At 34.5% G+C, this 19,227-nt stretch carries 17 protein-coding genes; 8 read left to right on the top strand and 9 right to left on the bottom strand.

Going from position 1 to position 19,227, the window contains the following annotated elements:
* Window positions 1–16: 16 nt before the first annotated feature.
* The 5 genes from C8C85_RS17220 to C8C85_RS17200 all read right to left on the bottom strand — a co-directional run bounded on the left by C8C85_RS17220 (window position 17) and on the right by C8C85_RS17200 (window position 5,476).
* Window positions 17–1,069 (bottom strand): sugar phosphate isomerase/epimerase family protein, encoded by a 1,053-nt coding sequence (locus tag C8C85_RS17220; protein WP_116798116.1) that lies wholly within the window; start codon window positions 1,067–1,069, stop codon window positions 17–19.
* A 176-nt stretch (window positions 1,070–1,245) separates the two neighbouring features.
* Window positions 1,246–2,400, bottom strand: a complete 1,155-nt coding sequence (locus C8C85_RS17215) for a Gfo/Idh/MocA family protein (RefSeq protein ID WP_116798115.1) — start codon at window positions 2,398–2,400, stop codon at window positions 1,246–1,248.
* 20 nt (window positions 2,401–2,420) lie between these two features.
* Window positions 2,421–4,124, bottom strand: coding sequence for a GMC oxidoreductase (locus C8C85_RS17210; protein WP_116798114.1), 1,704 nt, complete (start codon window positions 4,122–4,124; stop codon window positions 2,421–2,423).
* A 48-nt stretch (window positions 4,125–4,172) separates the two neighbouring features.
* Window positions 4,173–4,733: a gluconate 2-dehydrogenase subunit 3 family protein gene (locus C8C85_RS17205; RefSeq protein ID WP_116798113.1), complete on the bottom strand. Its 561-nt coding sequence runs from the start codon at window positions 4,731–4,733 to the stop codon at window positions 4,173–4,175.
* A 344-nt stretch (window positions 4,734–5,077) separates the two neighbouring features.
* Window positions 5,078–5,476, bottom strand: a complete 399-nt coding sequence (locus C8C85_RS17200) for a glyoxalase (RefSeq protein ID WP_116798112.1) — start codon at window positions 5,474–5,476, stop codon at window positions 5,078–5,080.
* 70 nt (window positions 5,477–5,546) lie between these two features.
* Here C8C85_RS17200 and C8C85_RS17195 point away from each other — a divergent pair, with 70 nt between their 5' ends.
* Window positions 5,547–5,933: an acyl-CoA thioesterase gene (locus C8C85_RS17195; RefSeq protein WP_111410862.1), complete on the top strand. Its 387-nt coding sequence runs from the start codon at window positions 5,547–5,549 to the stop codon at window positions 5,931–5,933.
* A gap of 150 nt (window positions 5,934–6,083) precedes the next feature.
* Here C8C85_RS17195 and C8C85_RS17190 read toward each other — a convergent pair whose 3' ends face one another.
* Complete coding sequence (locus C8C85_RS17190) at window positions 6,084–7,340, bottom strand: mechanosensitive ion channel family protein (protein WP_116798111.1); 1,257 nt, start codon at window positions 7,338–7,340, stop codon at window positions 6,084–6,086.
* A gap of 4 nt (window positions 7,341–7,344) precedes the next feature.
* Entirely contained in the window at window positions 7,345–7,620 is a 276-nt protein-coding gene (locus C8C85_RS17185; RefSeq protein ID WP_116798110.1) for a DUF3817 domain-containing protein, read from the bottom strand.
* A 105-nt stretch (window positions 7,621–7,725) separates the two neighbouring features.
* On the opposite strand from C8C85_RS17185, the gene C8C85_RS17180 reads away from it, so the two are divergent.
* The 6 genes from C8C85_RS17180 to C8C85_RS17155 all read left to right on the top strand — a co-directional run bounded on the left by C8C85_RS17180 (window position 7,726) and on the right by C8C85_RS17155 (window position 16,450).
* Window positions 7,726–8,253, top strand: coding sequence for a DUF6155 family protein (locus C8C85_RS17180; RefSeq protein WP_116798109.1), 528 nt, complete (start codon window positions 7,726–7,728; stop codon window positions 8,251–8,253).
* A gap of 109 nt (window positions 8,254–8,362) precedes the next feature.
* A complete protein-coding gene (locus tag C8C85_RS17175) occupies window positions 8,363–9,901 on the top strand; it encodes a DEAD/DEAH box helicase (RefSeq protein WP_116798108.1) in 1,539 nt (512 codons plus the stop codon).
* 445 nt (window positions 9,902–10,346) lie between these two features.
* On the top strand, window positions 10,347–11,681 hold the full coding sequence (locus tag C8C85_RS17170) for a DEAD/DEAH box helicase (protein WP_116798107.1): 1,335 nt from the start codon (window positions 10,347–10,349) through the stop codon (window positions 11,679–11,681).
* 236 nt (window positions 11,682–11,917) lie between these two features.
* The gene (locus C8C85_RS17165; RefSeq protein ID WP_116798106.1) at window positions 11,918–13,189 is read left to right on the top strand and encodes an NAD(P)/FAD-dependent oxidoreductase; all 1,272 of its coding nucleotides are present in this window, start codon (window positions 11,918–11,920) and stop codon (window positions 13,187–13,189) included.
* 124 nt (window positions 13,190–13,313) lie between these two features.
* Window positions 13,314–14,960, top strand: a complete 1,647-nt coding sequence (locus tag C8C85_RS17160; RefSeq protein ID WP_116798105.1) for an alpha/beta fold hydrolase — start codon at window positions 13,314–13,316, stop codon at window positions 14,958–14,960.
* Window positions 14,961–15,193: 233 nt separating this feature from the next.
* The gene (locus tag C8C85_RS17155) at window positions 15,194–16,450 is read left to right on the top strand and encodes a PAS domain-containing sensor histidine kinase (protein ID WP_116798104.1); all 1,257 of its coding nucleotides are present in this window, start codon (window positions 15,194–15,196) and stop codon (window positions 16,448–16,450) included.
* A 178-nt stretch (window positions 16,451–16,628) separates the two neighbouring features.
* On the opposite strand, the gene C8C85_RS17150 is transcribed toward C8C85_RS17155, so the two are convergent.
* A complete protein-coding gene (locus tag C8C85_RS17150) occupies window positions 16,629–17,858 on the bottom strand; it encodes a multidrug effflux MFS transporter (protein ID WP_116798522.1) in 1,230 nt (409 codons plus the stop codon).
* A gap of 122 nt (window positions 17,859–17,980) precedes the next feature.
* Here C8C85_RS17150 and C8C85_RS17145 point away from each other — a divergent pair, with 122 nt between their 5' ends.
* Window positions 17,981–18,442 carry an SRPBCC family protein gene (locus tag C8C85_RS17145; protein ID WP_116798103.1) on the top strand — a complete coding sequence of 154 codons (462 nt, stop codon included), beginning with the start codon at window positions 17,981–17,983 and terminating at the stop codon, window positions 18,440–18,442.
* A 220-nt stretch (window positions 18,443–18,662) separates the two neighbouring features.
* Here C8C85_RS17145 and C8C85_RS17140 read toward each other — a convergent pair whose 3' ends face one another.
* On the bottom strand, window positions 18,663–19,169 hold the full coding sequence (locus C8C85_RS17140) for a DUF2911 domain-containing protein (protein ID WP_116798102.1): 507 nt from the start codon (window positions 19,167–19,169) through the stop codon (window positions 18,663–18,665).
* Window positions 19,170–19,227 lie beyond the last annotated feature (58 nt).

Below are 19,227 nucleotides of genomic sequence, written 5' to 3'. Positions count from 1 at the left end.
TAATTAATTAAACAATTTATAACCCTAAATTTTTTCTATTAAGATGTGTATTGGTTTCGACCGCTGCAAAATCATCAAAAGCTTTATCAGTTACTTTGATAATGTGTTTTTTTATAAATTCGGCTCCCTCACGAGCTCCATCTTCTTGATTTTTCAAACAGCATTCCCATTCCATCACTGCCCAACCTTTATAATCGTATTGTGCTAATTTGCTGAAAATGGTTTTAAAATCAATTTGACCATCACCAGGGGAGCGATAACGCCCTGCACGATTTACCCAACTTTGATAGCCTCCAAAAGTCCCTTGTTTTCCCGTCGGGTTAAACTCAGCATCTTTCACGTGAAAAGCTCGGATACGTTCATGATAAAAATCGATATATTGAATGTAATCCAATTGTTGAAGAACAAAATGTGAAGGATCATACAGTATACAAGCGCGTTGATGATTGTTTACCGCTTTGAGAAACATTTCGTAAGTTTCACCATCAAATAAATCCTCACCGGGATGGATTTCGTAGCAAACATCTACACCATTATTGTCAAATTCATTGAGGATTGGTAACCAACGTTTAGCCAATTCTTTGAATCCGTCTTCAATTAAACCTGGTGGGCGTTGAGGCCAAGGATGAAAATATTGCCATAATAAGGAACCGCTAAAAGTAGCATGCGCGTTAAGTCCTAAATTCTGCGAAGCTTTTGCCGCATAATGCAATTGTTGCACCGCCCATTCTTGTCTTGCTTTTGGATTACCTCGCAAAGTCTGCGGAGCAAATCCATCAAAAAAATCATCGTAGGCAGGATGAACGGCAACCAACTGACCTTGTAAATGTGTAGAAAGTTCAGATATTTTTAATCCGTAAGAGCCAACAATTCCTGTAAGTTCATCAGCATAAGTTTTGCTTTCAGCGGCTTTTTTCAAATCAATAAAGCGGGAATCCAGAGTCGGTATTTGTATCCCCTTAAAATCTAAATTGGCAGCCCATTGGCAAATTCCATCCAAAGAATTAAAAGGAGCTTCATCAGAAATAAATTGCGCTAAAAAAACCGCAGGTCCTTGCATTGTGGTCATTTGTTGTGATTATTAAGGAGGACTGAGTTGCTGAGTTTCTGAGTCTCTAAGATTAGAAAAATAGTTTTCAGTTTTCTTCCTGTATTATTATTGTATTAATTTTTAGATAATTATTTTGTTCTTTTTAAACTTTCTAACTATACTTAGCAGCTTAGTGCCTTACCAACTTAGCATCTTCAAATACTAAATTCAGTCCATTTTTGAGTTGATTTCCCCGAAGCGATTACATTTTCTATAAAAGCCATTCCTCGAACACCTTCTTTTGCTGTTGGAAAATCAAGCATACTTGCTGTTGGTTCTTTGCCTTCTAATTTTGATTGTAAAGTCAACGCAAAGTTCTTGTATAAATTCCCAAAAGCTTCCAAATAGCCTTCCGGATGTCCACTTGGAATTCGAGTATTAAAAGCCGCTATTGCTGATAAATATCCATTTCCAGTGCGATACAATTGAGTAGGGGAGTCTAGCCACTTAACAACCAAAGTGTTTGGTTCCATTTGATGCCATTCTAAACCTCCTTTTTCTCCATATACTTTAATTTTTAAGCTATTTTCTTCACCAGCAGCAATTTGACTGGCAATCAAAACTCCATTGGCACCATTATCAAATTTGAGCAATACATTTCCGTCATCGTCCAATCTTCTGTTGGCAACAACAGTATTAATATCCGCACAAAGGTCTGTGATTTTTAATCCTGAAATATATTCTGCTAAATGGGCAGCATGAGTTCCAATGTCTCCCATACAACCGCTAATACCACTCTTTGATGGATCTGTTCTCCAAGCTGCTTGTTTATTTCCTCCGTTTTCAAAGTCAGTGCTTAACCAGCCTTGAGGATATTCAACCATTATTTTTCGAATGGTTCCAAAATCATTTTCAGCTACCATATTACGGGCCTGTTTTACCATTGGATAGCCAGCGTAAGTGTGTGTCAAACACAAATAAAGCCCAGTTTCTTTAACTTTTTGTTCCAATAATTTAGCTTCCGCTAAAGTCAAAGTCATCGGCTTGTCCAAAACAACATGGAAACCGCTTTCTAATGCTAACATTGCAGGAGCAAAATGGGCATGATTTGGAGTCACGATTGAAACAAAATCCATTCTCTCGTTTAGAGGTAACTTTGCTTCCGTTTCAATCATTTGAACATAAGATCCATAACATTTATCTTCTGCCAAACCTAATTCTTTACCAGATTCAAGAGATAAATTAGGATTGGAACTAAAAGCACCACAATGCAATTCGATCAATCCATCCATGTTGGCCGCAATGCGATGAACTGCTCCAATAAAAGCATTTTTGCCACCGCCAATCATTCCCATTTTTAATTTTCTCATAATCTAAATAATCCAAAAATCTAAATATTTTTTTTCTTTAATTCTTTTACTGCATAATCACAAGCTCTGGCAGTTAAAGCCATGTATGTTAATGAAGGATTTTGACACGCAGTTGAAGGCATGCAAGAACCGTCAGTCACAAACACATTATTCACTTCGTGCATTTGATTCCATTTATTTAACACAGATTCTTTTGGATCATTCCCCATACGGGCTGTACCCATTTCATGAATAGCCATTCCTGGAAAACAACCATTGTCATAGGGTTTTACATTTTTCATACCTGCAGCTTCCAGCATTTCGGCAGCATCATACATCATGTCCTCACGCATTTTTGCTTCATTTTCTTTGTATTCACAGTCAATTGCCAATACCGGTTGTCCCCATTTGTCTTTTTTGGAATGATCGATATATACTTTATTTTCGTAGTAAGGCAACATTTCACCAAAGCCTCCTAATCCCATTGTCCAAGAGTCTGCAGGTCTTGATAATGTTTCTTTGAAATCACCTCCAAAGGCTAATTCGGCCACTTCTTTATGCCAATTTCCTCTACTGGCTCCACCTTGATATCCAAAACCACGCAAATAATCGCGTTTGTCTCCATTAAAATTTTGATATCTTGGAATATAGATTCCGTTGGCTCTTCGTCCATAAGTATATTTATCTTCAAACCCTTCAGCACTACCTTCAGCACCACATCTAAAGTGATGATCCATTAAATTATGTCCCAAATGTCCACTGCCATTACCCAAACCATTTGGATGAGCTTCGGAAGTTGAATTCAATAAAATAAAGGCTGATCCTAAAGTTGAACCATTTACAAAAACGATTTTTGCATAAAACTCCATAGTTTCATTAGTCTGGGCATCAATAACCATTACCCCTTTGGCTTTTTTGGTTTCTTTATCATAAATAATATGATTAACAATCGAGTAGGGGCGAACAGTTAGTCTTTTAGTAGCCATAGCTGCTGGCAATGTAGAAGACTGTGTACTAAAATAGGCTCCGAATGGACAACCTCTACTGCATAAATTTCTATATTGACAACTACCTCTACCTAAATGAGGTTGAGTAAGATTTGCAGTTCGTCCAATTGTCATAATTCTGGATTTATTATAATGCTTTTCAATGCGTTCTTTTACTGATTTTTCAACGCAATTCATATCCATAGGAGGTAAAAATTGACCGTCTGGTAATAAAGGCCAATTCTCATTTTGGCCGCTTATTCCGGCAAATTTTTCTGCATAATCATACCAATGGGCAATGTCTTTATATCGAATTGGCCAGTCATTTCCGTGACCATCTCTGGCATTATCTTCAAAATTATGATCACTTAAGCGATAACTCTGACGTCCCCACATTAAAGACTTTCCTCCTACATGAAAACCTCTGTACCAATCAAAACGCTTGTCTTCGGTATAAGGACATTCTAAATCGTTTACCCACCAGCTTTCATTAGCCTGACTGTACGGATAATCTCTGGTTTGCACGGGATGAGTTCGCTTTTGTTCTTCTGTCATTTTTCCGGCATACGGTATTTCCCAAGGGGCTTTCATCGCCGAATCATAATCTTTTATGTGCTCGATGTTCATACCACGTTCTAACATTAGGACTTTTAATCCTTTTTCCGTTAATTCTTTGGCTGCCCATCCTCCACTTATTCCTGAACCTATGACAATTGCGTCATAAGTATTTTGCTTCTTTAAATCAGTATTGATATTCACGAGTCTCTTTTTTAGGAATTAATAAAATTAGTTACAAATACTTCGGCATTATGTGGCCCAAGCCTTCTGACCCGGTTTGTATTCGGCATTACCATCATATTTCCCTGGTATAGGCAAATATTCTCTAGCCATTGTACAACCAATTTCCGAAGAAAAATAACCCAACAGGGTCAAATCTCTAGCAATCAAAAAGAAAGAAGGTTCCTTATTGCTATCGATAGCCTGTTGCTTTAATTCATTCATGAGTTGATTTTTTTCTTCGGTATTGAGACTTAGAAATTCTTTGTTGAATTTAGTTTTGCATTTTGCCAACATATCTTCAAATCCATTCTTAAAGACTTCTTGCAGTTTTGGAGGATAACAATCTTTTACAACTAAAGGAATAAAAGCACCAACACCTGCAGCTTTTGCTCCAGGAGATTTAGCAGTTGTCGGTAAAATAATTTCTGAAAATTCAGCTAAAATTTCTTCATCCGTAACCGTAAAAGAATAGGTATTCTGTTCGGGATCGAATACAGTAAAACTTTCAAATAATACACCCATTGTGGTGGCAGAAATTGCTCCTCCCATCAAATAAGCTAACTTTTTTAGTGCCTCTCGTCTTTCCATTTGCGAAATATTAAAAATATTATTTAATAATTATCAATAATGCAATTATCAATACATTACAATAATAAATAAAAAACAAACATATTCGCCATAAATGCGTTAATTAAATAAAACAAATTAAGAATTCACAATTAATAAAACGTTTTAGTGAATAATATAAAAAATACACGACGTCAAGCTCCAAGAAGCAAGAAAAAATGCAAAGATTTAAGAAGGTGCTTTTTAAGAAAATTTTGGTATAAAATAATTATGAGGCTTTATATACTGTAAAAATCTTATTAAAAATTATCAATAAGATTAAAAACTCATTTCATTGCGTTAAAACAACACACTAACTAGACTAATTATTTCTCCTTATCAAACAACTGAACTTGACTTTTCAATCTTTCGACCAATAAATTCATCATCCTTTTATTCAGACTGGAAGAATTCTGAATATATAGTGCATATTCATCAGTAGTAAACAATGCGATAATCATTCCCTTTAAGGCATTTCGGAATTTAATGTCTTTTTGAATCGCATTTTCAATAATAGCTAATTTGTTTTCAACCGATTTAGTGTAAAAATCTCTTTTGTATTTACTGATATAATTTAAAAAAGAGGCGATAAACAAATCGTTCTGCAATTTCAAAATGGGTCTAAGTACTTCATTTTGAAACAACTCATCTGAAGACGACTGATTACTCACATTTCCCAATGATTCTCCTCGAATTTCTCTGATTAATTGATCTCTCTGATTCATCTTTTTTTCTTTAAAAATATAAAAATTACTGTTAGCAATGTCTTATTTTAGCATTATTAAATCAAAAAATATGCGATTTCATACTAGAAAATGGGTAAAACCAGAAGACTTAAACCCTAACGGGACATTATTTGGCGGAAAATTATTGGCTTGGATCGACGAAGAGCTGGCTTTGTACACCATTATACAATTAGAAAATTCCAGAATTGTTACTAAACACATGTCTGAGATTAATTTTAGAAGTTCTGCCAGACAAGGAGATATTATCGAAATTGGAATTGATGTTGTAAAATTTGGGCGCAGTTCTATTGAATTAATATGTGAAGCCAGAAATATGATGACACGCGAAACAATCATTACCATAGACAGCACTACAATGGTAAATTTAGGCGAAGACGGAAAACCAAAAGCGCATGGAAAAACCGAAATTGAATATGTAAAAGACAGAATAGGTTAAAAGAGAGACTAAGCTTCTGAGCCGCTAAGTTTCAAAATCTTTAATAACTTTAATCATTAAAAAAATCTTCTTAAATCTATTGAATTTGCATTGCATTCAAATTCAGCAGATTTAAGAAGATTATATTTTTTTTTAAAATTCGGTCTTATCTTACGGCTTAACAATATTTTCAGATGGCATTACAAAAATTTCCAAACCAAAGTAAGAAACTGAAGCAATAATATGATCAAATATGTCCGATTGGATGTATTCATAATTCTCAAAACGTTTGTCTTTAGAAAAAGCATAAATCTCCAGAGGAATACCATATGGAGTGGGTTGTAATTGTCTGCAAAGCATTAGCATTTCTTTATTCAATCCAGGATATTGCTGTAGGTATTGGGTAATGTATTTTCGGAACAAACCTAGGTTGGTTAAGTTGCGACCATTTATAGCCAGCGTTTTATCGATTTTATTTCCCAAATTGTAGTTGTCAATTTCGCTTTTTCGAAGATTAATATAAGAGGTTAGAAGATCTATTTTTTTTAAATCAAGGAGTTCCTGATCTTCTAGAAAACGAATACTATTGGCTTTGATTATGATATGTCGCTTGATACGCCTTCCGTCAGAGTTAAGCATTCCTCTCCAGTTTTGAAAGGAGTCGGAACTCAAACTATAGGTTGGAATCGTGGTTGTGGTATTGTCAAAGTTCCGAACTTTAACCGTAGCCAGATTGATTTCTATCACATCACCATCGGCACCATAACGATCCATCGTAATCCAGTCACCAATGCGCACCATATCGTTTATAGCAACCTGAACACTTGCCACAAAACCCAAAATAGTATCTCTGAAAACTAAAATAATCACTGCCGAAACAGCTCCCAAAATGGTCAACAATTCCTTTTGATCAATATCAAACAGTTTCGAAATAATCAAAGCAATTCCAAACATCCACAGCACAATCATTATAACCTGAATGAAGCTATCAATCGGCTTGTCGCTGTATCTCGGAATTAATTTCAAATAATCGCGTAGGGAATTAAAAATGGTTCGGATAATCCATAAAATAAGTAAAACAATATAAACACCCACGGTTTTGCCAAAAATGCTTTCCCAGTATTCAAACTTATCCAAAATCACTGGAACCGACTTAAAGACAAAAAATAACGGAACCAAATAAGCAATATACTTAGCTGTTTTATTGCTTACTAATAAATCATCAAATCTAGTTTTGGTTCTTTGGGCGACAATGGCCATTATAGTCACCAAGATAAATCGGAAAACCACGTACAAGCCATAAGCCAAAAAGCAAAGCAAAATAGTATTGAAAAACAAACTCAAATAAGTCGATGTAGTTCTGCTCATTCCCCAATGTCTAAAAATAGGGTAGAGGAATTCAAAAATGAATTGAATGAGTTTGTCCATAACTTTACAAGTATTTTTTTTCTATATAGAAGGTACCAAACGGAACTAATGAAGCAATTAGTATAATCCCAAAGGCTTTAAAATTCCAATTTTGAGCCTTTTTCAATAAAAAAGCCAATAAAACGTAACCAATAAATAATACACCATGAGTCATTCCCAACGGACGTAACATAGTATGATAAAGTTCGGGATTGTTTGTTTTAATAAAAAGCATATTCGAAAATAAAACCAGAAAAGAGATGCCTTCTAAAATGGCAGTAATCTTGAAAATTTTAAGCATTTGTAGTTGTTTTTTCAATTATAAAGGGCAAAATTAGTCAATATCAATCATTATTGATGTATTCATTAGAAAACTAAATTACTTTTGTATTCTTAAACTTTGAAAATGAGCAAGCGCGATTTAAAAAAATATTTGAATGAACTCAATAAAGAGCAATTAGAAGAGCAAATACTTGAATTGTATGAAAAGTTCCTTCCCGTAAAAGTCTATTACAATTTTGTTTTCAATCCAAAGGAAGAAACCTTGTTACAGGAGTGCAAACTCAAAATCTCCCATGAATATTTTCCATTGCAAAACAAAGGCAAAAGAAAAAAGCCAAAAATGAGACGCTCGGTTGCTCAAAAATACATCAAGCATTTTATTTTATTGGGGGTTGATCCCTTTGTCATAGCCGATGTGATGTTGTATAATATTGAAATTGCCCAAACTTTTTCTTCAGAAAACATAATAAAACAAGAATTATTTTATAAAAGCATGTTCAATTCTTTCGAACAAGCCTCAAAATTCATCATTTCAAATGGAATTATCAGTGAATTCAAAAGTCGATTAATCGCTATTTGCGATGAAGCTTCTTCCCAAAAATGGAAGAATGTCGCTGATTTCAAAACAACTATTGAACTTTTGGAGGACTGAGAGCCCAATTTGTAATTGATTTTAATTAATCCGTCCTATATATTTTTAAAAAAAATTGGCCGAATAACTGTTTTTTAGGCGTATTTTTGCAAAAATCGAAAAATATACAATGCATCAAGAGAGTTTAGAAATTGAAATCGAAGCCAAAAAAGAACTTTACGCTTACCAACAAGGAGACATTGACGCCATATTTGAGCGTATAGACAATGCCCCTGCACAACATCATTTATTATACCAATTGCCTACCGGTGGAGGAAAAACAGTAATTTTTTCTGAGATCGTTCGCCGTTATTTGTCACAACACAACAAAAAAGTGGTGGTACTAACACACCGGATCGAGTTGTGTAAGCAAACTTCAAAAATGTTGAAGGGTTTTGACGTAAAAAATAAAATCATCAACAGCAAAGTAAAAGAACTTCCAGACCAAAATGATTACTCTTGTTTTGTGGCCATGGTCGAGACTTTGAAAAACCGTATCAATGACGAAAAACTACATTTAGACAATATTGGTTTGGTTATTATCGATGAGGCGCATTACAATTCCTTCCGAAAATTATTAAAATCTTTCAAAAATGCTTTCATACTGGGAGTAACAGCTACTCCTTTGAGTTCAAACATAAAATTACCAATGCACCAAAGCTATGATGAACTAATCGTGGGTGACACCATTAGCTCATTAATAGAAAACGGTTTCTTGGCAAAAGCGGTTACCTATAGTTATGATGTTGGATTAACATCCTTAAAAGTAGGTATCAACGGAGATTACACTGTAAAATCTTCCGATGATTTATATACCAATATGGCTATGCAAGAAAAATTATTGCATGCTTACACCGAGAAATCTTTAGGCAAAAAAACCTTGATTTTCAACAACGGAATCAACACATCCTTATATGTGTATGAGACTTTCAGGGAAGCAGGCTACGGTATTCGCCACCTCGATAACACTAGCAGTACCGAAGAACGAAAAGAGATTCTGCATTGGTTTAAACATACACCTGATGCTATTCTTACTTCTGTCGGAATCCTCACGACGGGCTTTGATGAACCTACCGTTGAAACTATTATTTTGAACAGAGCGACCAAATCCCTGACTTTATATTTCCAAATGATTGGTCGTGGTTCTAGAAAATTACCCGGAAAAGACGAATTTGCCGTAATTGATTTAGGAAATAATGCTGCTCGTTTCGGACTCTGGAGCGATCCAGTAAACTGGCAACATATTTTTAAATCACCTGAGTTTTACTTAGAGAATTTAAGGGATGACAGCGAAATAGAAACGCATTTCAAATATTCGATGCCACCAGAATTACGTGCCAAATTCAGCAAAACGGCAGACGTTACTTTTGATGTAGATGAAGAACACAAACTGGCTATAGCTCAGAACTTAAGATCCAAAGTAGTTTTAGAAAAATCAATTGACCAACACGCAGCCATGTGTGTGGACAATACCGAAGAATTACAGGAAGCCAAAGCGCTTTCAAAAGAATTGGAAGCCGATATCGAATATCGCGTAAAACGTTTTTCAAAATGCCTTAGCCAATGTAGCAAGAACTACAGAGAATGGCTAATGGACGATTATAAACTAAAAATGACCTTATTAATCGGTAAAAAATACCGTGAAAAAGTCATGAACGAAGCCGATTAAAACATTAAATTTCAACATAGAGACGCAATACAATGTGTCTCTATTTTGATTTATATGACTGTCCAAAAGTGTACCAAGTATACTTTTTTTGCCACTGATTACACAGATTCTCACAGATTTCATACTCATTATTAAAGAAATCTGCGTAAATCTTTTTAATCTGTGGCCAATTTTATTGATTTGGTATTAGTCACGGATAGTCATGTTCATTTATATAAATAATAAAATCTGTGTAAATCTTTTTAATCCGTGGCCAATTTTATAGGTTTGGTATTAGTCACGGATAGTCATGTTGATTTATATAAATAATTTTTAGGAGCTATTTCCGGCTGTCCGCTATATCTTTTCTTGCCTAAAGGAGGCAAGAAAAGGATGCCGCTACGATCCGGGCTAAAACAACATTTTGCTATTCAAGAGCATTTTACAATTAAAAAAACAAAAAAGCATGTCAACACAATTCTCAGATTTAGGGGTTTCAAAAGGAATACTAAAAGCGATTACCGAAATGGAAATTGTAACCCCAACCGAAATTCAGCAAAAAACCATTCCGCTATTGTTAGCTAACACTACCGATATCGTAGGACTTGCCAAAACAGGAACGGGAAAAACCGCAGCTTTTGGTTTACCATTGTTGCAATTGGTAGACACCAATGTTTCTGTCGTACAAGCAATAATTTTAGTGCCTACAAGAGAATTGGGACAACAAATTTTCAATAATTTAGAAAGTTACGCCAAGTATCTTCCTGAAGTTTCCATCGCAGCGGTTTGTGGCGGAATCCCAATCAAACCACAAATCGAAAGATTAAAATCACCAACACATATCGTCGTGGCCACACCGGGTCGTTTGATCGATTTGTTGCAGCGCAAAGCCATTAGCCTAAAAGAAACCAAATTTCTAGTTCTCGACGAAGCCGATGAAATGGTGTCTATCCTTAAAGAAGCTTTGGACGAAATCATAACCGAATTACCTAAAACCTACAGAACCTTTTTGTTTTCGGCGACTATGCCTGGAACAATCAAGCAATTAATCCAGAATTACTTAAACAAAAACGTAGTGACGGTAAGCGCCAGTATGGAAACTGTGGGTAATCAAGGCATTGATCATAATTATATTGTGGTAGATCCTATAGAAAAATTGGATGTTTTAATGCATTTCCTGAATTCTAAAGATGGAGAACGCGGAATTATCTTTTGTAAAACCAAAGCTGCTGTCAATAAACTGGCCAAAAACCTAGCAATCAATAGATTTTCATCAGGAGCTTTACACGGAAGTTTGTCTCAAGGAATTCGTGACCGAATCATGGAGCAATTTCGTGAGGGGCACATCAATATTTTGGTGGCAACCGATTTGGCAGCAAGAGGAATTGACGTGGCAGCAATCTCTTATGTAGTGAATTATCATTTACCGGATGTGTATGAAGTGTACGTTCACCGTAGCGGTAGAACGGCTAGGGCAGGAGCCAAAGGACTTTCTTTGACTGTATTGCAACCCGAAGAAGTAGCTGAAATTGCCGATTTCGAAAGAGAATTGGGAATCCAGTTTACCAAATACAAAAAACCATCCGTAGCTAGTATTGAAGAGAACAACACCCTTTTATGGGCGAAACAAATCTTCAAAACCAAGCCCAATCACGACGTTGACACCGAATTAAAAACAAAAATAAAAACCATTTTTCATCATCTTACCAAAGACGAATTAATAGAAAAATTGTTGGCCAATTATTTGTTGCAAAACAAAACTGAAATAGCAGAAAAGCCTGTTAAAAAATTCAAAAACTAATATTTGCTCCTAATATATATTGTACTTTTATGGTTACCGCAGATTCGCAGATTATTTATTGAAAAGTTGAATTTTATAATTTTAGAGAAATTAATTCGCGCTAATTCCGCTGAAAGCGGTTAATCTACAGATAAAATTTTTATTAAAATCTGCGAATCTGCGGTAAAAAACAGCTTATACATTTACTCTATGAGTTAATCTCATAGCTGCTAATCACTATAAATAAAAGTCTCAATATGCAAATAGTAATAATAGGCGGAGGTTTCGCCGGAATTAATTTAGCCAAAGAACTCACCAACCAAAAAGGAATTGAAGTAACCCTTGTTGACAAAAACAATTATAATTTCTTTCCGCCACTCATCTATCAGGTTGCCACAGGCTTTTTGGAACCCTCGAGCATCAGTTATCCTTTCCGAAAGTTTTTTGCAGGCAAAAAGAATCTGCAGTTTCGCTTGGGCGAATTACTTAAAGTAATTCCTGCCGAAAACAAAATCATCCTCAATAACGGCGAATTGCAGTATGACTGCTTAGTTTTTGCAACGGGAGCCGAAACGAGTTATTTTGGAATGGAAAATGTCAAGAAAAATGCCATTCCGATGAAAACCCTCAATGATGCCATCGAAATGCGCAATGCCTTATTGAAAAATTTGGAAAAAGCTGCCATTTGCAAAGACATACACGAACGCAGAAAACATTTAACCATTGTTGTAGTTGGAGGAGGCCCAACAGGAGTGGAAGTTTCCGGAATGTTTGCCGAGATGCGAAAAAACATTTTGCTTAAAGAATATCCCGAATTACAAACCTCCGCCAGTAATATCTATTTGATCGATGGGGGAGATGCCTTGTTATCGCCTATGAGCTTGGAATCACAAGCCGATACGCTCAAAGCAGTGACTCAACTTGGAGTCGTTGTCAAACTAAATACCCGAGTGGTTGATTACAAAGACGATACCGTTTTCTTCGCCGATGGGAAAACCATACAAACCAAGAACTTAATTTGGGCGGCAGGAGTTTCGGCAAGGGAATTTGAAGGAATTCCGGCAGAAAGTTACGGTCGTGGCAAACGAATGGCTACCGATGCATTCAACAAAGTTAACGCTACCAATAACATCTACGCCATTGGCGATACCTGCATCCAAATCAACGATGCAAATTTCCCGGGAGGTCACCCCCAAGTAGCGCAAGTGGCAATCCAACAAGGATTAAACCTTGCCGAAAACTTCAAATTAATGATTCAAAACAAACCTTTGAAACCCTTTAAATACAACGACAAAGGTTCAATGGCAATCATTGGAAAAAACAAAGCTGTTGTCGATTTACCCAAACCCAAAATGCATTTCAATGGCTTTTTGGCTTGGATGATTTGGTTATTTGTTCACTTGATGTCCTTGATAACGTATCGCAATAGATTAAATACTTTTTACCATTGGATGATTGCTTATTTTTCCAAAGATCAATCGTTACGAATGATTATCAGACCTGAGAAGAGAACGAAAGGGGAGGTGTGATACTTAAGAAATAAAAACTGATATTCTATGCAAGATACTTCTGTATTTAATTGTTAAAATTCAATTAAATTAAACTATTTTAAGCAAGATGATATCTATATTTATCAGAAATTAAAAACAAAAAATGTATAGATTTTTTTTCGCAATTACTCTTTCAGTTAGCTTAAACTGTTACGCACAAACGATAATTGAAGGAAATGTAAAAAGCATAGACAATATAATAGTTCCTTATTGCTCAATTGGAATAAAAGACACAAAACTAGGAACAATTACTGATGAAAACGGAAAGTATAAATTTGAAATTCCAAATAATTTAGACAATAAAGAAATAGTTTTTAGTTCTATTGGATATAATAACAAGATTGTTTCTATAACTGACTTACAAGCAAATCCTAAAATTATTTTAGATTATAAAACAACGAATCTTAATGAAGTTGTCATTAAGACAAATAAAATGAAAGAAAAAGTTGTTGGACAAAAAACCAGACCTTTTCTAACATTTTCAAAGATGTTTGATAAAAATGTACCAACAATTGAACAAGGTAGTTTCTTTCCAGTTTATCAAAAAACAAAGCTGAAATCTTATAATTATCATATTATACCAAGTTCAAAATTTAAGGAAATCACTTTAAAACTCAATATTTACAGTATCAAAAATAATGTTCCTGATCAATCGCTTCTTGACGAGAACATCATTTATAAAACTTCTACAACTGGCTGGCAGAACATTGATTTATCAAAATATAAACTAGTTTTTAATCATCTGGATAAGATTGCTATAACCCTACAATTAGTTGATTACAAACCATTAGAAGATACTGAATTTATATTTGGACTGTCAGCAAAAAAAACACTTTCCAAAAATTTACTTTTCAGATATCAAAGTCAGGGAATCTGGGAGTCAAGTGAAGGAGGTTTTATTTCAAACCTTAAAATCAGTTATACTAAAAATAAAGACGAAAAGAATCTAACTGAAGAAGATAATAGCACCGATAATACTAATACCGCCGATAATAGTGAGACTAAAACTTTGATTGAAGTTATTACAAATAAAGAAAAAGCGCTAAAAACAAGTTATGGAAAAAGTATGGATGGAAAATATATTGATTTAGGAAATGCAAAAATATATTATGAAGAATATGGAAAAGGACATCCTTTAATATTTCTTCACGGTAACAATGGGAGTATTTCGGATTTCTATCAACAGATACCATTTTTTTCAAAATATTATCATGTAATTGCAATTGATACTCGGGGTCAAGGAAAAAGCACAGACTTAACAAAAGAGGACTATACTTATGAAGAATTCGCTGATGATTTATATAAGGTCATTCAGCATCTGAATTTTGAAAAAATGAGTATTATTGGTTGGAGCGACGGCGGAAATACAGGATTGATTTTCAATTCGCAACATCCTGAATTGGTAAATAAACTGGTGACAATCGGCGCCAATTTAAATCCTTCTGGAGTGAGTGAATATTTCATAAATGATTTAAAAAAACAAATTTCAGAAAATGAGGCAGGCAATCAACGTTTAATCAAACTGATGTTAAATCATCCAGATATAACTTCAAAACAACTCATTCATATTACTAATCCAGTATTAATAATTGCTGGAAGCGATGATGTAATAAAAGAAGAACATTCTAAAGAGATACAGAAATTGATACAGAATTCTGAATTAGAAATCATTCCGAATGCAACACATTATATACCTTTTGAACAACCAAAAAAATTAAATGAATTAATCTTCGAATTCTTAAGAAAATAAATAAACATATAACACTAAGAACCCGATAGCGTAGATTTGCAATCCATCCCCGTAAAGTAAATCCACAATAAAGATTATCCTGTTGTTTCTCAATACCAAAAACAGAAACTTCCTGCAATTACAATAGATTTTAGCATTTGACTAAATTAAAAAATAGTTTTTATTGGATGTCTCGTTACAAATCCGAAGATTAGGCTTAATTTAGCATCAAACTAGCTGAATAAAGCAACATTATGAGCAATGGTGTTTTGTATAATACCTACTATTTCATCATAATGACTAAAATAAATCCAATGGAAACCAAACAAAACTTCACAAAAGTCCTTAAAAACAAATACATACCAACGGCTGAGTTTTATAGTCAAATAATTGACAGTTTACAAGATTATTCCATTTTTACATTAGACAATGACTTTATCATAAATAGCTGGAGTTCAGGCTCTACAAAAATATTTGGTTACGAAACAGATGAAGTTATTGGTGAACCTTTTGATCTAATATTTACAGAGGAAGATTTAAAAAATGGTATTCCAAAAAAAGAAATCGAAACCGCTTTAAAAGAAGGTAGAGCAACAGACAATAGATGGCACATTGCCAAAGACAAGAGCCTGTTTTATGCTTATGGATTGGTTTTTCCGCTCATCGGTTTAAACGGTGAAATGTTAGGCTACGTCAAGGTTTTAAGGGACTTGACTGACAGAAAACAATCAGAGGATGCGATAAAAAATTACATTAAAGAATTGGAAGATCTTAATACTCATAAAGAGAGTGTTATGGCGATACTTTCGCACGATTTGAGAAGTCCGCTGTCAGCAATTATAGGAACTGCAAAATATCTAAAAGAAAATTTTCGCAAAATGAATTCTGATACTGTGCAGGAAATGCTTGATTTGGTTTATAAATCGGCAACAGATGAATTGGAAATGTTGGACTATTTAGTGGAATGGGCAAGAATAAAATACGCATCAGATACCTTTTCTCCAACAAAATTGAAACTTATTGAATACATTGAAAAAGTTTTTGAAACTTTAAATGAAACGGCGTCAATAAACACTATAAATCTTCATCATGAAATCGAAGAGAACACTTCAGTATTTGCCGATAGCAAAATGTTAATTTCCATCATTCAAAATATCGTTTCAAACGCAATAAAACATACGGAAAAAGGAGGTTCAATAAAGATTTCAGCAAGTAGCAAAGAGGATAAAATTATTGTTCAGGTGAAAGATACCGGAATTGGAATGTCTAAAGAAATCATGGAAAAACTTTTCACTCCGCAAATGAAAACACTTTCTGAAACAAGAAAAGAGAATAAAGGCGCTGGAATAGGTTTATTATTGGTAAAAGGCTTTTTAGAAAAAAATGGCGGTGAAATATGGGTAGAAAGCATTGAAGGGGAAGGTTCTACTTTTTATTTTACATTACCCATTGAGAAACCTCTATACAAGATAGGCAGTTCAGATGAAATTATGTTTGATGAAAGTGCCTAGTTTTTAAAAATCAATGTTATTAAGTAAGCCTCATTCTTTCTACCAAAATAAATAGTTCTAAACTTAACGTCTTCGTGACTTTACGAGAAATTAATTTAGAAAAAAGGAACGAGAATAAACCTATCGAAAAATAAGACTATAACCTTGAAAATTCATTAAAATGCGATTTATAGTAATCTCAATGTCCTACCATAATCTCATCATCTCCAGAATTCACAACGGTTTCCTTGATTTTTCTTTTACCAATATTCAAAATAATAAAAGCGATAATAGTAGTGCAAGTCATTATCGCAACCATCGGTACCATCGAATCTTTGACAAAAATACCCACCGCGAAAGAAGATAAAGCACCTATTCCCAATTGAGTGGCACCCATCAATGCCGAGGCACTTCCTGTATTTTTTGCAAAAGGAGCAAGGGTCAATCCTGCCGTATTGGGGTTAGAAATACCCAAGCAAGCCAAAAACAGAAATAGCATGGCGATTGTACCATACAATCCCAAAAGTCCATTAAGAGCCAAAATCAAAAAGGTTACACTGATTGTTATTTGGGCAACCAAAGCACCAAAAATCATCTGTTCGCTGGAAAATCGTCTCAATAATAAAGAATTCAATTGGCTGGAGCCAATAAAGCTCACCGACATAAAAGCAAAAATCCAACCATAAACCGTCGCGTCCACTTTCAAAATATCCATAAACAAAATTGGAGAGGACGCAACATAAGTGAACAATCCTGAGAACGCAATTGAGCCTGTCAAAGCATAGGTATAAAACTGCGGTACTTTGATAATTGATACAAAATTATTAATGATAGGTTTGGGTTTTAATGAAATAGTACGATCTGGTTTGTGTGTATCAGGCAAGCCCAACTGTGATGCGATTAGCACAAAACCTCCCAGAAACGTAAGGATAAAAAATATGGGATGCCAACCGTAATAGGTTGTTACATAGCTTCCAATAGTGGGTGCCAACATTGGAGAAAGTCCAAGAACCAGCATTAATTTGGACAAAACATTAGGTATTTCCTTTACCGGAAACAAGTCCCGAACCATCGCAACCGAAGCTACTGTGGCCGCACAACTCCCAACAGCCTGAATAAACCGAAGTCCTATAAAAACATGAATATCAGCCACAACAGCGCATCCTAAAGAAGCCAAAATATAAACCAATAAACCAATAAACAAAGGTTTTTTTCGACCATAGCGATCCAGTAACGGCCCATATAACAATTGCCCAAATGAAATTCCGATAAAATAGCTGGATAAAGATTCGGAAACTAAAGTCACTGTAGTGTGAAGATCTTTGGCAATCCCTGAAAAACTGGGCAAATACATATCAATCGAAAATGGTCCAAGCGCAGTCATCGAACCCAAAATTAAGATCAGCTGTATGTATTTCCCTTTTGTCATAATCATTTTTGTCTTTTGCAAAGATAGCTTTTGAAGTATTGAGGTTTCTATTTTTTTTACTAACTTTCTGTCTGTTTTTTGAAAACTAATCGCAATTATTACAACCGATAAAAAATACACCAATGGAATCAGAAATTTTCCCAACAACACCAGACTGTGAAATTGTAACTACGAGAATTATGAACTTTCCCATAGATCTTTCTTTTAAAGCTTGGACTGATCCAAATCATTTAAAAAATTGGTGGGGACCAAAAGGATTCACAAATACTTTCAATGAATTTGACTTACGACCAGGCGGCAAATGGAGTTTTATTATGCACGGCCCAGACAAAGGAAATTATCCCAATGAAGTTGAATTTATAAAAATTGACGAACCAAATCTAATTGCCTGGAAACGTCATTCAAAACCACTTTTTAAAATTTTGACAACATTTGAAGAAATCTCCAGTGACAAAACCAAAATTGTTTTCAAAATGATTTTCGATACAGCAGAAGAATCCAATAAATTAAGACCATTTGTAGTTGACAAAAACGAAGAGAACTTCGACAGACTTGAAGTTGAGTTGGTAAAGATGGCTCAATAATGGTAAAAAAGGCTCCTTTCGCTATTTTTTGTATAGCGCAAAATGAACTATAATTTATATTATGTAAAATAGAATATTTTGAACACGGTATATCCTTAGTATTTCTTTTATATTTATCATTAAAAAAAACACCTTCTATTCTGCCACTTTCACAATAAATCAGAGCAAAAAAAATCATCGCCAATTTAATGACGATGATTTATAAAAATTATAAAAAAAATTATTTTACGCTAAAACCAATAATCCATTTTTCCCAAACTAATTCTACATCGGTTGCATTTATAATATACGTTAGTTTTTCCGTAGCTGAATCAGCTATTTGTGGTTTTACTTTTACACGCAGTTGATCAACTTTGTCATTGTATTTATATGCGCCCCATTGCTTGGCTTCTTTATTAAAAATAACGACGCATTCGTTTTGATTAGGAATAACAAAAAACGAATACTTTCCCGCCGGCAATCTCAAACCTTCAATGGTAAGATCTTTATCGGTTTCAAAAGTTGTAGCTTCATTAGCTCCAGCACGCCAAACTTCATTAAAAGGAACTAATTCTCCCCAAATTTTTCGGCCTCTCACCGAAGGACTTCCATAATTAATTTGAATCGTTGCTCCATTAATCGTTCCAGTCGCTTTTTCTGGGGGACTCTTGGGCTTCTCTTGGGCATTTACAAATGAAATCGCAAAAAACGAGAACACCACTAGTAATGAGATTTTTAAAATTTTCATAGTTTATTTATTTATTTAGCATTAAAATTAAATAATTGCATTCAATATCATTCTAAGA

Origin of the sequence: Flavobacterium sp. 103, from assembly GCF_003096795.1 — a bacterium.
Taxonomy (GTDB): domain Bacteria; phylum Bacteroidota; class Bacteroidia; order Flavobacteriales; family Flavobacteriaceae; genus Flavobacterium.
The sequence above is the reverse complement of the archived record's forward strand: the minus strand, read 5'-3'. Positions and strand labels throughout refer to the sequence as shown.